Origin of the sequence: Neisseria sp. GT4A_CT1, assembly GCF_000227275.1 — a bacterium.
GTDB lineage: Bacteria > Pseudomonadota > Gammaproteobacteria > Burkholderiales > Neisseriaceae > Neisseria.
Map to the genome: position 1 here is coordinate 398,264 of NZ_JH164965.1, position 13,293 is coordinate 411,556.

The 13,293-nt window shown below is 48.7% G+C and carries 14 protein-coding genes and 1 pseudogene; 6 read left to right on the forward strand and 9 right to left on the reverse strand.

Annotation, left to right across the window (positions count from 1 at the left end; genetic code table 11):
• Both HMPREF1028_RS04510 and HMPREF1028_RS04515 read left to right on the forward strand, forming a co-directional pair.
• Positions 1 to 401 (forward strand): annotated as a pseudogene (locus HMPREF1028_RS04510) (transposase); the annotation flags it as partial.
• A 278-nt stretch (positions 402 to 679) separates the two neighbouring features.
• A complete protein-coding gene (locus HMPREF1028_RS04515) occupies positions 680 to 1,303 on the forward strand; it encodes a phosphoribosylanthranilate isomerase (protein WP_009311620.1) in 624 nt (207 codons plus the stop codon).
• Positions 1,304 to 1,679: 376 nt separating this feature from the next.
• Here HMPREF1028_RS04515 and HMPREF1028_RS04520 read toward each other — a convergent pair whose 3' ends face one another.
• The 4 genes from HMPREF1028_RS04520 to HMPREF1028_RS04535 form a co-directional block, all read right to left on the reverse strand.
• The gene (locus tag HMPREF1028_RS04520; protein ID WP_036529093.1) at positions 1,680 to 1,892 is read right to left on the reverse strand and encodes a hypothetical protein; all 213 of its coding nucleotides are present in this window, start codon (positions 1,890 to 1,892) and stop codon (positions 1,680 to 1,682) included.
• A 6-nt stretch (positions 1,893 to 1,898) separates the two neighbouring features.
• Complete coding sequence (locus HMPREF1028_RS04525) at positions 1,899 to 2,363, reverse strand: ProQ/FINO family protein (protein WP_003777487.1); 465 nt, start codon at positions 2,361 to 2,363, stop codon at positions 1,899 to 1,901.
• Positions 2,364 to 2,599: 236 nt separating this feature from the next.
• The gene (gene aroC / locus HMPREF1028_RS04530) at positions 2,600 to 3,691 is read right to left on the reverse strand and encodes a chorismate synthase (RefSeq protein ID WP_009311621.1); all 1,092 of its coding nucleotides are present in this window, start codon (positions 3,689 to 3,691) and stop codon (positions 2,600 to 2,602) included.
• A 104-nt stretch (positions 3,692 to 3,795) separates the two neighbouring features.
• On the reverse strand, positions 3,796 to 4,566 hold the full coding sequence (locus HMPREF1028_RS04535; protein ID WP_009311622.1) for a TSUP family transporter: 771 nt from the start codon (positions 4,564 to 4,566) through the stop codon (positions 3,796 to 3,798).
• Between the two features lie 427 nt (positions 4,567 to 4,993).
• Between HMPREF1028_RS04535 and HMPREF1028_RS04540 the strand changes: the two genes are divergently transcribed.
• The 4 genes from HMPREF1028_RS04540 to HMPREF1028_RS15140 all read left to right on the forward strand — a co-directional run bounded on the left by HMPREF1028_RS04540 (position 4,994) and on the right by HMPREF1028_RS15140 (position 7,579).
• Positions 4,994 to 5,458, forward strand: a complete 465-nt coding sequence (locus HMPREF1028_RS04540) for an Lrp/AsnC ligand binding domain-containing protein (RefSeq protein ID WP_003764370.1) — start codon at positions 4,994 to 4,996, stop codon at positions 5,456 to 5,458.
• 504 nt (positions 5,459 to 5,962) lie between these two features.
• A complete protein-coding gene (locus tag HMPREF1028_RS04545) occupies positions 5,963 to 6,673 on the forward strand; it encodes a phosphoglycolate phosphatase (protein ID WP_009311623.1) in 711 nt (236 codons plus the stop codon).
• A 199-nt stretch (positions 6,674 to 6,872) separates the two neighbouring features.
• A complete protein-coding gene (recX, locus tag HMPREF1028_RS04550; RefSeq protein ID WP_036529096.1) occupies positions 6,873 to 7,343 on the forward strand; it encodes a recombination regulator RecX in 471 nt (156 codons plus the stop codon).
• 74 nt (positions 7,344 to 7,417) lie between these two features.
• Positions 7,418 to 7,579: a hypothetical protein gene (locus HMPREF1028_RS15140; protein WP_009311625.1), complete on the forward strand. Its 162-nt coding sequence runs from the start codon at positions 7,418 to 7,420 to the stop codon at positions 7,577 to 7,579.
• A 334-nt stretch (positions 7,580 to 7,913) separates the two neighbouring features.
• Here HMPREF1028_RS15140 and HMPREF1028_RS15385 read toward each other — a convergent pair whose 3' ends face one another.
• The 5 genes from HMPREF1028_RS15385 to HMPREF1028_RS04575 all read right to left on the reverse strand — a co-directional run bounded on the left by HMPREF1028_RS15385 (position 7,914) and on the right by HMPREF1028_RS04575 (position 13,273).
• A complete protein-coding gene (locus tag HMPREF1028_RS15385) occupies positions 7,914 to 8,300 on the reverse strand; it encodes a hypothetical protein (protein ID WP_232203786.1) in 387 nt (128 codons plus the stop codon).
• On the reverse strand, positions 8,287 to 8,520 hold the full coding sequence (locus HMPREF1028_RS15390; RefSeq protein WP_094112992.1) for a DUF4112 domain-containing protein: 234 nt from the start codon (positions 8,518 to 8,520) through the stop codon (positions 8,287 to 8,289). Before HMPREF1028_RS15390 ends, HMPREF1028_RS15385 begins: the two co-directional genes overlap by 14 nt.
• 178 nt (positions 8,521 to 8,698) lie before the next feature.
• Positions 8,699 to 9,658, reverse strand: a complete 960-nt coding sequence (locus tag HMPREF1028_RS04565) for a T6SS immunity protein Tli4 family protein (RefSeq protein WP_009311627.1) — start codon at positions 9,656 to 9,658, stop codon at positions 8,699 to 8,701.
• Between the two features lie 109 nt (positions 9,659 to 9,767).
• The gene (locus HMPREF1028_RS04570; protein WP_009311628.1) at positions 9,768 to 12,032 is read right to left on the reverse strand and encodes a hypothetical protein; all 2,265 of its coding nucleotides are present in this window, start codon (positions 12,030 to 12,032) and stop codon (positions 9,768 to 9,770) included.
• Positions 12,029 to 13,273 carry a type VI secretion system Vgr family protein gene (locus HMPREF1028_RS04575; protein ID WP_009311629.1) on the reverse strand — a complete coding sequence of 415 codons (1,245 nt, stop codon included), beginning with the start codon at positions 13,271 to 13,273 and terminating at the stop codon, positions 12,029 to 12,031. The genes HMPREF1028_RS04570 and HMPREF1028_RS04575 overlap by 4 nt, the downstream gene beginning before the upstream one ends.
• Positions 13,274 to 13,293: the final 20 nt, after the last annotated feature.

Below are 13,293 nucleotides of genomic sequence, written 5' to 3' on the forward strand. Positions count from 1 at the left end.
CTATATCGAGAAACTGCACATCACTCCTGCCAATACCATGAGTGCAACCATCTGTCCCCTTGTTGGAAGGCATTGCCGAAGGTACGACCGTCTATGCCGACAAAGGCTACGACAGCAAGGAAAACCGGCAACATCTGAAAGAGCATCAGTTGTTAGACGGCATTATGCGCAAAGCCCAACGCAACCGTCCGCTGACGGAAGCGCAAACCAAACGCAACCGATATTTATCGAAGACCCGTTATGTGGTCGAACAAAGCTTCGGTACGCTGCACCGTAAATTCCGCTACGCCCGGGCAGCCTATTTTGGTCTGCTCAAAGTGAGTGCGCAAAGTCATCTGAAAACGATGTGTTTGAACCTGTTGAAAGCGGCTAACAGGCTAAGTGTGCCTGTTGCCGCCTAAAAGGCGGCCCGGATGCCTGATTATCGGGTATTCGGGGAGGATTAAGAGGGTATTTGGGTAGAATTAAGGAGTGATTGGGGCGGAAACAGCCGAAAACCTGTGTTTGGGTTTCGGCTGTCGAGGGAAAAGGAATTTTGCAAAGGTCTCAGGTCGTCTGAAAATATTCAGACGACCTTGACTATAAAGAACGATATCAACAAAAATACGCCCATGCCCCATTTAAACGGCGGCACATCTTTTGCAACCAACCGAACAGACCGACCCAAAAAGGAAAACAGATGAAAACCATCCGCATCAAAATCTGCGGCATCACCCGCCCCGAAGACGCCCGAAAAGCCGCCGAGCTGGGCGTCGATGCCATCGGTTTGGTTTTTTACGCCGCCAGCAAACGCGCCGTCACGCCCGAACAGGCAAAAAAAATCGTGGCAGCCCTTCCCCCTTTCGTCTCCGTCGTTGCCTTATTCGTCAATGAAACAGCAGAAACCATCCGCGAAACCCTCCGGCAAGTACCCATCGACATCATCCAATTTCACGGCGACGAAGACGATGAATTTTGCCGTCAGTTTGACCGCCCCTATCTCAAAGCCATACGCGTCCAATCCGCTTCAGACATCGAAGCCGCACAAACCCGATTCCCCAACACCCGCGCCCTGCTGTTTGATGCCTACCATCCCAACGAATACGGCGGCACAGGTCTGAGCTTCGACTGGACGCTGCTGCCGGACAATCTGACCAAACCTTGGATTCTGGCAGGCGGCTTGACCCCGCAAAATATCGCAGCAGCCATCCAAACCAGCAATGCCGCGGCAGTCGATGTTTCAGGCGGCGTGGAAAGCGCCGGCGGCATCAAAGACGAAGCCAAAATGGCTGCCTTCATCCAAGCCGTCCGCGCCATTCGGTAAACCTTTTGGTCACAAAAAGCGTTGGTGCATTTTATGCCGTTTTACATGGAACAGGCATCCTGTATCTTATACAACACACAACTTACCCATTGATTTATATAAACTTTAAGAAAAAATAGGGCGATTACCTGACATTTTGTAAGCAGACAATCTGCCGTTTTCTCAAAAAATAGAAAATTTTTGCATATAAAAATTTGACAAAACGATGCCTTTCGTAGATAATAACGCCCGTTGAGTTGCTTGATGCAGCTTGATTTTTCTCCTCTATTTCTCCTTTGTAGACTTGGCGCATATCCTAAACGATATGCGCATTTTTTTTATCTTGATTTTCCAAGTTTAAAATAAAATCAAATAAAACAAGATATTCCCATCTACTTCAATTCTCACGCACACAAAAATCCATCTTTAGAAAACGTATCATCCCCAATAAAAAATCAACAAACACCCACCATTTACCCTCCCCTGTCAAAGCAAAAATAATGGTTGCAAAGCGTGTTTCCTCTTTTCCCTCCTCCGTTAATTTGAAATACCGATAAAAAAGGTCGTCTGAAAACAAAAAATCCGTTTTCAGACGACCTTTTAAAATCATTCGGTATTATTCGGCGTTATTTTGTGCCACTTCTTCAGTTTCGGCGGCTGCGCCGACTTGCTCGGCTTCTACTGCCTCAGTTTTCGCTGCCTGTTTGGCCGCTTGGCGCTCGGCTTGTTCTGCCAAAGCCTGCTGGACAAACGGATGCTGTTGGGCGATGGCTTGTTCTTCCGCGCTGACTTCGCCTTTGAAGCGGTTGTTCAAATCAAAACGTTTTCCGCCGCGCGCCAGGGCTTTGAGGTAGCGGGGGCGGCGGCAATGGTTGGCGAGGACGCGGGCGATCAGGGCAGGGTCGTATTGGGGCAGCGCGGCAACAAGGTCTTGGTCGATGCCGACGGCCAGCGGTTTGAATCGTTTGAAGACGTCGTATTTGCCGTAGATGTGGTCGGCAATCATGTCGGTCTGTTTTTTCTTGCTCATGGTTTGGACGGCGGATTTCAAAGCTGCGCCCAAAGCGGTTTCTTGTGTCATGTCGTTTGTATTCCTCTAAAATAAAGCCGTGCGTTTCGCTATGGCACGGTAATGGCAGTATTTTAGTATAAAGCCTGTGTTTTGGCTAAGTTTTTTTGCGAATGTTCGATTGTAAATGTTTATTTGCGGACGGGCCGGCACACTTATCTTAATAGGCGTTGAGAAAGGTCGTCTGAAAATGTTCGGCACAATCCGTCATGTTTGTTTTCAGACGACCTCTTTCGATTTTATCCGCACTACTTGGTAATGTCTGGCGTATCGACGGCTACGTCGGCATTTTGCGCGCGATGGCGCAGGGCGTGGTCGATAAGAACGAGCGCGAGCATGGCTTCGGCGATGGGGGCGGCGCGCAGGCCGACGCAGGGGTCGTGTCTGCCGTGGGTGGCGAGTTCGACAGGATTGCCGTTGATGTCGATGCTGCGGCGCGGTGTAGCGATGGAACTGGTGGGTTTGATGGCGATGTTGACGTGGATGTCCTGGCCGGTGCTGATGCCGCCGAGGATGCCGCCGGCGTGGTTGGACAGGAAGCCTTGCGGGGTAAGTTCGTCGCCGTGTTCGCTGCCGCGCTGGACGACGCTGCCGAAACCTGCGCCGATTTCCACGCCTTTGACGGCGTTGATGCCCATCATGGCGTAGGCGATTTCGGCATCGAGGCGGTCGAAAACGGGTTCGCCTAAGCCGACAGGCACGTTAACCGCTTCGATATGCAGTTTCGCGCCGACGGAATCCAACGATTTGCGTACACTGTCCATATAGTTTTCCAGCTCGGCAATTTGGCTTTGGTTGGCGGCGAAGAAGGGATTTTGGGAAATGTGTTCGTAGCCTTCAAACTGAATTTCTTTTTCGCCGACTTGGGTGACGTAGGCGGTGATTTCCGTGCCGAATTTTTCTTTCAGCCATTTTTTGGCAACGGCTCCGGCGGCAACGCGGGCGGCGGTTTCGCGGGCAGAGCTCCTGCCGCCGCCGCGGTAGTCGCGCGTGCCGTATTTGTGCCAGTAGGTATAGTCGGCATGACCGGGGCGGAAGCTGGTGGCGATGTTGCCGTAGTCTTTGCTGCGTTGGTCGGTATTGCGGATTAAGAGGGCGATGGGGGTGCCGGTGGTTTTGCCTTCGAAGACGCCGGAGAGGATTTCGACTTGGTCGGCTTCGCGGCGTTGGGTAACGTGGCGGCTGGTGCCGGGTTTGCGCCGGTCGAGGTCGGCTTGGATGTCTGATTCGGTCAATGCCAGTCCGGGCGGGCAGCCGTCGATGATGCAGCCCAAACCTGCACCGTGGCTTTCGCCGAAGGTGGTAACGGTGAAGAGTTGTCCGAAAGTGTTGCCTGCCATGTTTTCCCTCTATCGGTCATATACTGAAAGATGACGGATTTTAGCATACAAAGGTCGTCTGAAACGCTTTCGGAGGACGAATCCCGCCTTTGACACGTCTTCTGTTATCGAATCAAATCCCAAGCGAATTTGCCTATGGTCAGGCACAGCAATACCATAAATCCGTAACGCAGAAACTGGGTGCCGCCGCGTATCGCCAATTTCGCGCCGACCACGCCGCCGCACAAATTCGCCAGCGCAAGCGGGATTGCCCACGCCCAAACGACGTGTCCTTGCGGGATGAAAAATGTCAGCGCGGCAAGATTGGTGGTCGAGTTGATGACTTTGCCCGATGCGTTTGCCGTCAAAAAATCGTAGCCGTAAAAGCGGACGAACACGAAAGCCAAAAGGCTGCCCGTCCCCGGCCCGAAAATCCCGTCGTAAAAGCCAATTAATGCGCCGAAAAACAAGCCCCACAAGGTTTCACGGCGCGTCAGCTTCTCGGTGCGCACCGTTTGTCCCAAATCTTTTTTGATAAAGGTATAAACACACATGGCAATCATGATGACCAGCATCGCCGGTTTCATGTATTGCACGGGGAAAAAGACCACGGCTTTCGCGCCCAGATAGGAAGCGGCAAACGCCAGCACGGCTGCGGGCAGCAGCATTTTCCACGGTACGGGGATTCTGCGCAGATATTGCCCCGTGGCAGTAACCGTCCCGCAGCATGAGGCAAACTTATTCACGCCCATCACCGAAGCAACAGGTGTGGAAGTTGGCAGCAAGTTAAACAGCCCGGGGATTTGCAACAACCCGCCGCCGCCGACCGCCGCGTCCATCAGTCCGGCGCAAAATCCGGTGAGCAGTAAGAGGTAGAAAAAGGAATCTACGGGCATAGTCCCTCCCTTGAAAAAAGCTGCCTTATCGGTGTCGAGCGATTGTGGCGGAATGCTATCTGGAACAGGCGGTATTTTAACTGAAACCCATCTGCACTGTATTACCGCCTATCCCGTTTCAGACGACCTTTTCTTTTAGATTCAGTCACTCACATTGCGGAAGAGGCGTTCCTCCATTAGAATCCGCCCTTCCTTATTTTCCCGCCTATTAAGGTACTACGACTACGGACAAAACCGTTTTTAGACGACCTGTTTGACCCGATACCGCAAAAGTGCAATGCCATTGATTGCTGACTGACTTTCTTTTCAGTCGCTTTAAAGATATAGTGGGTCAACTTAAAGCAAGGGTGGCTTTGCGTTGCTCTGCCCTGCGTTTTATCTATCTACCTAAATGATGCGTTTCAGCTCAGTTGAAAGAAACTCCGCGATGAAAGAATTAGACAAAACCGACCTGAAAATCCTGAAAATCCTTCAGCAAAATGCCCGAACACCCATGACGGAGTTGGCAGAAAAAGTCGGATTATCCACTACTCCGGTTACCGAACGCGTCCGCCGCCTTGAGCGCGACAATTTTATTACCGGCTATCATGCCCGCCTCAACCCGCACCAACTCGGGCAAAGCCTGCTGGTCTTTGTCGAGCTGAAGCTGCGTTCCAAATCGGGCAATATTTTTGAAGATTTCCGTCGTGAAATCATGCGGATTCCGCAAATTTTGGAATGCCACCTCGTATCCGGCGAATACGATTACCTGATCAAAGTCCGCCTGCCCAATATGGCGGCTTATCGGGATATGTTGGGCAATATCCTGCTGCACCTGCCTGCAGCAGCGGAAAGCCGCAGCTACGTCGTCATGGAAGAAGTCAAAGAAACGGCAGTGTTAGACTTAGAGTGATTTAACTACATTTAAAAAGGTCGTCTGAAAGTTTATAACGTTCAGACGACCTTTTTTCAAAATACCTTTTATACCCACGATAGAAACACTATCAACCAAGATGCTTTGACAGTTTCAAACCCATCCCATCCCCATCAAGCCCAAGCATTTTCCTACCAAACCCACAAACAAAAAAAAATAGCACACATTCAATTGAATGTGTGCCAAGTCTACAAAGGAGAAATAGAGGAGAAACTATTAACTGACTACTCGAACCAGCTAACGAATCGAATTATCCATGAAAATAAAATTTTAGGCAAGTATTTTTCTTGTAAAATTTCTAAATTAATTCATTGTAATATTTAAGCTGTAACTCTATTTCATTGCTCTTAACCTGCCGTATCCCAATAAAATAAAAACCACCCGCTGCAAACCGAATACCAAACCGGCATCAGCAGCTTCCAAGCCTGCCCGCCGAATCAATGTTAAAATACGCGTCCCTGTCATTCACGAGCAAAACACATCATGACCGCCGCCATCGAACACGTCCAAGCTGCCGCCTTTGATTTGGACGGCACATTATGCGATTCCGTCCCCGACCTTGCCGCCGCAGCCGAAGCCATGCGCGAATATCTCGGCATGGAGCCGCTGCCCGCCAAAACAGTAGAAAGCTACGTCGGCGACGGCATCGGCAAACTCGTCCACCGCGTCATCACCAACGACCGCGACCAAGAAGCCGCGCCCGATTTATGGGAAAAAGGTTTCGTGTTCTACATGAAATACTACCGCGACCACTTGAGCGACTTCACCCGTCCCTACCCCGAAACCGAAGCCGGACTGGCATTGCTCAAATCGCTGGGCATCCCGCTGGTGGTCATCACCAACAAAAACGAAATCCTCGCCGCCGAACTTTTGAAACAACTCGGACTCGCCGACTACTTCAGCCTGATTCTCGGTGGCGACAGCCTGCCCGAAAAGAAACCCAGCCCGCTGCCGCTGCAACACGCCGCCGAAGTCTTGGGCATCGACCCCGCCAATATGATCATGGTCGGCGACTCCCGCAACGACATCATCGCCGCCAAAGCCGCAGGCTGCCTCAGCGTCGGCGTTACCTTCGGCTACGGCGACATGACCCTGCTCTCACAAGACAAGACGACCAAGCCCGATTGGATTATCGGCTCACTGCCCGAAATCTACGAAAACCTGCGACCGAAAAAAGCAGAAGACGACGAGTAATCAGTATCCTTGTTTTCAGACGACCTTTATTTCCACTTCAAAGGTCGTCTGAAAATAGAGCCGTGGAAATAAAAAGATTCGTCATTATCGAACAAAGAGAATGACGGAATGAAAGTTGCTTATCTCTCCTCTATCCTACGACACACAAGTCAGATTCAAGAATCTGACCTACGAATCGACCTTTTCAGACGACCTCTGCATGAAACCCCAAAAATCCCTACGCACCCGCGCGATGGACATCCTTTCCCGACAGGAAATCAGCCGCGTCGGACTCAAGCGCAAGCTCGTCCCGTATGCCGAAAGCGAAGAAGAATTGGAAAACGTGTTGGACGAATTTGCCGAACGCAACTGGCAATCCGACCAACGCTACGCCGAAGCCTACATCCACAGCAAAAGCCGCCAACACGGTTCTCTGCGTCTGAAACAGGCATTGGCGCAGCAAGGCATAGACGAAACCGTCAGTCGCGAATTCATGCCCGACAAAGCGAGCGAACTGCAAACCGCAGTCGCCGTGTTGCGCAAAAAATTCAAACAGCCCGCCGCCGATTTGAAAGACAAGCAAAAACAAGCGCGCTTCCTCGCCTATCGCGGCTTCGATATGGACACCATCCACACCGCGCTCAAAAGCAGTTGGGACGGAGACGATGCTTTTGAATACGGAGAAAATTAAACCGCCCTGCTTGAATCTTCCTGTCCATCGGCGTACCCTTACGCTTTTGCCACCCATTCACAACAGAGATGACCATGTCCGAAGAACAACGCAACGCCCCTAATCCGCTTTTGGAAGACGAACGCAAAAACCCTGTTTACCGACTCGGTCGGGCTGTCGCCGGATTTATGGTTATCGTATGGGCGGGCGTATTGATTTTGGTGTTTTATTTAGTATTCCGTTTTTGGTTAAACTAAATTTCTCGCTCTCTCTACATCCCATTTTTTACAACCGTTTTCACTTTGCAAAAAGGTCGTCTGAAAAATCAAATATCGATTTTTCAGACGACCTTTTCCAATTTATAGTGGATTAACTTTAAATCAGGACAAGGCGACGAAGCCGCAAACAGTACAGATAGTACGGAACCGATTCACTTGGTGCTTCAGCACCTTAGAGAATCGTTCTCTTTGAGCTAAGGCGAGGCAACGCCGTACTGGTTTAAAGTTAATCCACTATATCAAAACACATTTGAGTTCAGATCAGGCAACACCATACCGGCTTAAAGCCATTCACGTTAAATTATCTATCCGCTCAAAACCAACCGGCAACAGCGTGAAGCAGATAAGTCATACCGCCCCACGCCCATTTGCTTACTGCAACCGTTATCCAACCCATCAACACCAGCACAATCAAACCGAAAAAATCAGGTATATGCAGATAAAGCCAAGCCGCAACAGGTTTGCGCCAAAAATCTGATTGCTGCTGTTTCTTCTCCAAAGCCGCGTGCATAAACGGTCGCTCCAAATGCAGATCACAATCCACACCATACTCGCTGCGCACATATTCATTGATGACTTTCGAAGTACGGCGGCTCGGCTGCAAGAAAATATCGATAAGCGTACCGACGACAGGAATCATGCCGAGCAACATATCCGCAAAAGCAAGATATACGGCAGGACGCATTTTATGATCCGGCACGCCCAACTCCCGCCCCATGCGAAAAGCCTTCATCGTCAAAAAAAAGCCCGGCAATATCCCCGACAAAAGGAATCAGCGACAATATAGCATCAACGCCGATTCCTTGTTTGGTAAAAGGAATGCAAAACAAACTATCCATAGTATTGGCATATTTAGCCAACTCGCGCTCACGTCGGATGATTTCCTGACGCTCATAAGGTATAGGTGTGTGCTTCATCATGTTTTTATTGTAGTGGGTGAATAAAATTCAGAGCGGTACAACGTCATGGTTGTTTACTTACGATCATTCTCCATAAAAACCAATTGCAGTATGGCTGTTTGTAACGCAAGGTCATCTGAAAATACGGTTCCAAATATTGAAAACCATATTTCAGACGACCTTGGGTTCGTCGCTTACATTATTTGATTGGTTTTAAAGTTGGCAGAACGGTATCCCAAATAGCGAGGACTTCGGCTTCGCTACGCTTCGTTCCATCTTTCTTCTCGGTACCAAACTGCATCATGACGCGTGGATTGCCGCCGTCTCGCTCCCAAATCAACATATATTTGTTGCCATCCCACTTGATCAGTTTTTCCGTGCCTGACATGCCGTTAATCGTACGCGGGCCTTGGCGGATGGTGCGGTAGCCTGTGATTTTAAAGATTTTTGCCAATGCGCTTTTTTCCGGAGCAATATCCCGTTGCAGCAGCGTCGGTTCGCCTTTCTCAAGCTCGTCGCCATGCATAATTTCCAGACTCATATCGTGTTGTTTGGCAAAGCCGACAGTAGTATGCGCTGTAAACGGTTTTTTGCCATCGTCCGCAATAAAACCGCCTATCAGGCAGATACCATGCCGATTCGGTACTTCAAATTCTTGCCGTACCCGCAGGTTATTCAGGAAATCTTGGCGGAATTTTTTCTCCATGCCATCTATCAATTCTTTCTCTTTGGCTTTCCAGTTAGCAGGGGCTTTACCGTTTTCAGCGGGAATATAGAAATAACCACGTACGATATAAGCGTCGTTATCATCCAACTTAAAATACAAATCGGCTTCGTAGGGCATTCCCTTCTCTTTAATTGTAATGCTGCGTTCCCAAGAAAAATCGCTACGTGTTACTTGCATCATCGCCCGATCTGGGATCAGGGTGCGGGTATCAACAACAATATCAGTTCCATCATAACCACTACGTTTAAACCTATTGATAGTCCTAACGTTTCTATCCCAATCATTAAACATAACCATCACGCTCCAACCGTTGTAATCAATGTGTGTACTGCCGTGATGACGTTGGGACGGCAAGCGCAATTGATAGCGGCCGCTGCAATAGGGCTGTTCGGTCCAGTAGGCGGTATCGATAGATGAAGAAGCAGTAGTCATGGAGGGATTCCTTTCTGTAAGTGGTGAAACGGCAGGGGCGCATGCGGCAAGTAGGGAAACTGTCAGCAATACAGTAGCGGTCGGTTTCATCATAAGTTCCTTTAAGGGATTAATCTTCCTGTCCGCGTAAAGCGACAGATTCTAAAACAGCAAAAAAGGCATCATGACGGGTTTCATCAAAATTATATGAAGAACCATGCTCATAGCCGCCTACATTTTTATCTCCGGTTACCAATACATCTTTTCTAGCAAAAAAGCCTTGGGTAATCGGCGCTTCTCCCGAAGCAGTAGGGACGGTACCATCTCCCCTGTCTGTCCTCTTTTTTTCAGTAAGATGAAGAAAGTAATCTTCATCCCTCAATTTTATTTTTACCTTACCCCTAGGCCCGGAATCTTCAGGCTTAGTCAATACCGCCTCGATTAACTCTTGCTTAGTCAAGTCTCCAGGGAAATTCCTATCACTCACCCATTTAATAGTATCCCAAGTGAGGTGGTCTTTACTGTCACAAAGACTGATTCGGGTTTTATTGTCATCAGTTAAATAATAAGTAGCATGCTTGTCTTGAAACATTTGCACCTTATCGAAATTAGCTTTAAAAATATCTGCATCTGTTTTATCTTGTTGAAAGATAGTCTTTGTACCATTCGGATTGAAATTAATGTAGTCTATCTGCTCTTCTTGTTGCCCGTCATTAAGATTTTTGGGCTTGGTAGGCCATAAACCAAACCATTTATCATAATTTTGATAGAGTTCTTCAGTATTGAAACTGAAGCGTATATTTTCCCCCTTATGATCTGCCACGTAGAGCCAAGCATTTGGATCGCTTACCTTATCTCCACTAAAGCGGCGTGGAGTATAATTCGGCCAAGGAGTCAGCTGCATGGCACCAGGCGAATTGAGCAAAATGGGGGAAGTTGCGCGCGAAGTAAAACCCAGCACCCCTGCAAAACCAAGCTCTTTCAATGCGCTTAACCATAAAGTCGGCGTGAAATATTCATAAAAACGGCGCGGTGGCGGTTCATGACTAAATCCTGCCCTTAACCGTTTATAAAAAGCAGGTGAGCCCGTAGCAGGCATAACATTATGAAAAATACCGCAGATTTTATCAGCATTTTTAGTTTCACCCGGCTTGTCACCAGTTGCCTTCTTTGCATACGCACGCGTTACCAAACCACCCATGGAATGGGTAAGAATCAAAAATTGCTCACTATTGCATTCTTCCAATGCACGCTGAATACGACTATTCAAATCACTGGGACCAAATGGAAAATTGGTACCATCCTCTTTTTCTGATTCCAAAAACTCTAAGGATCTTGATGAATACCCAGTTCCTGACTCGGCATTGTCACGCAACCAGTTGTAGCCGCATATATAGACAGGAAACTGATAATTCACTACTTTTTTTAGCCATTCCGCCAACATTTTCTGCGCCTCAGCGCTGGACTGTTGTTCAGACAAAGGTTTTTTCAAATTTGGCTGCTCTTTGTCGCGATTGATGATATATCGATCTATCCTTGCCAATACGGCTTTCCAAGGCTGCGTGTCTTTTTTCTTTGCAACAAAATTCGCATAATCACTATCACTCAAGCCATTTGTTCCATTTTGATTTCCATTGCTGGTTTTAGCAGCATCTCTAATATCTTGAGCCAAATTATTCAGATTATTTTCTAAAAAAACCGCAAAATCTTGATAAGCATCGGCATTAACCGTTCCCCAGCCTCGAAAACGCAATTGTTCTTTGATTAACTCTTTAGGACGGGGTTTCCCATTTTCCCATCTCTCTTTCCATTCCTCATATTGCTTTTGCTCATCACGAATTTCCGAAGAATCAGAAGAAGGGCTTTTTTGCAGTTGCGCCATTTTGAGATTGTGTCGCTGCTCACCGGCCTTTAAAATCTTTTTTTTCAAACATTCAGTATTAGTTCTTATAGGATTTTTAGGAATATGTATTATCGGCCCTCGCCAATCGACGGCAGTCAATTCTTGATGAATTTCGCGATGACGTGCTTTTACCCTACGAAACAGACCATCTTTAAACGCTGCACCTATTGATTTTAATAGACCGTTTGGCGGCATCCATGACTTTTCTACTTTCTTCGTCTTGAGTTCTTCCCAGTCCTTGTCCTGATTCTCCTCTCCGTTATCAACATCTTTAGCCGGCTCTCCCGATTCAGATTTTTGACTGGGCTTTACCCAACCGTTTCGATATAGCAGATTGGATCCCATAATACCGGGGAGAAGCATGATCGGCATATAGCGTGCAATCTCCATCTGGCATTTTTGCTGATCTTCCGTAGATGTCATCCTCGCTTGTGCGGTCGGATTGCCGTTTTTATCCAATGTCGGATTTAATTTAATGTTTGGGTCAATCATTTCTTCTTGTCCTTAGGCAAAAGAGTCAAGGTAAATTTTTCCATAGTAGAATCATTGCGCTGAATGCCGGTACTACCATTTGCATCCGTAGTCCCCCGTATTTTGGTACCGTCAGCACGTGTTAGAACAAATCGGCGGTTTGCAATCGGGCTTCCATTTAAAGTAGTAACGATTACTTCCTGATCAAATTTTGATTTAGGCATATCATTAAACATATGGCTCAAGCTCTGCGGCCCAGTTACCTCCAACGGCGCCTTCACCCGCACCAACTTCGGACTGCCAATCTCTATTTCCCCATTCGAGAATTTGATGTATGCGCCTTTACAGGTAATTAAAACTTCCTCTTGCGCTGCGATGTTTACTCTGCCTGAACTACTGGTCAGCACCGCATCCTTCAGCGCATTCAGCTGCAACTCGTCATTCTGTGCCTGCACTTCCACTTTGCCCTGATTGGCCTGCACCTTGATGCCGCTGCTTTGCGCAAACAGGTTGAGGCTCTCTGCCGCATGGGCGGTCAGGCTTTGTCCGGCGGTGATGTCGGTATGGTTGCCGCTGATGAGGTGGATGTTTTCATTGGCGGTGTGCAGTTGGCTTTGTTGGGTTGCGGTGGCGATGCCGGCGGGGGCGGTTTGGATCAAACCGGCCTCTTTCAGGTCTTTGAGGGCGTCTTTCAGACGACCCCTTTGGGTTTCTTCATCGGTGTGGTGGTTGTTGGCGGTTTGGGCGGCTTTGTTCAGGCTTTTGGCGAGTGAGAGTGCTTGTTCAATCTGTGCTATGGCATCGTCCATATCCAGCACTTTGCCGTTGGCGTCTTGGTTTTGTGCGCTGACGAGTATGCCTTTACCCGCCCGTACGGCGCCCCAGCCGTCGGTTCTGAGTTCGAAGCCTTCGCCGTTCTCTCCGCGTTTTTCCCGACTTGAGTCGACGATGTGGCCGAGGTTGAGTTGGGATTTTTGGTAGTCGGTGGCGAGTTTGATGTGTTCCTGACCTTTTTGGTCTTCCATCCTGAGTTTGTTGTTCGCCCAGGTACGGATGACGTTCCTTGTGTTCCAATCGGCAGGGATGTGGTCGGGATGGGCGCTGTCGTGCATGACGCCGGAGATATACGGGCGGTCGGGATTGCCTTGTACGAAGGACAGCATGACTTCGGTGCCTTCGTGTAAGGGGAAGTGGATGCCGTATTCGGGACCGCATAGGGTTTGGCCAGTCGGACAGGACGGCTTTCGCCGCCGGGACTCCATTCGTCCAGATCAAACGGCAG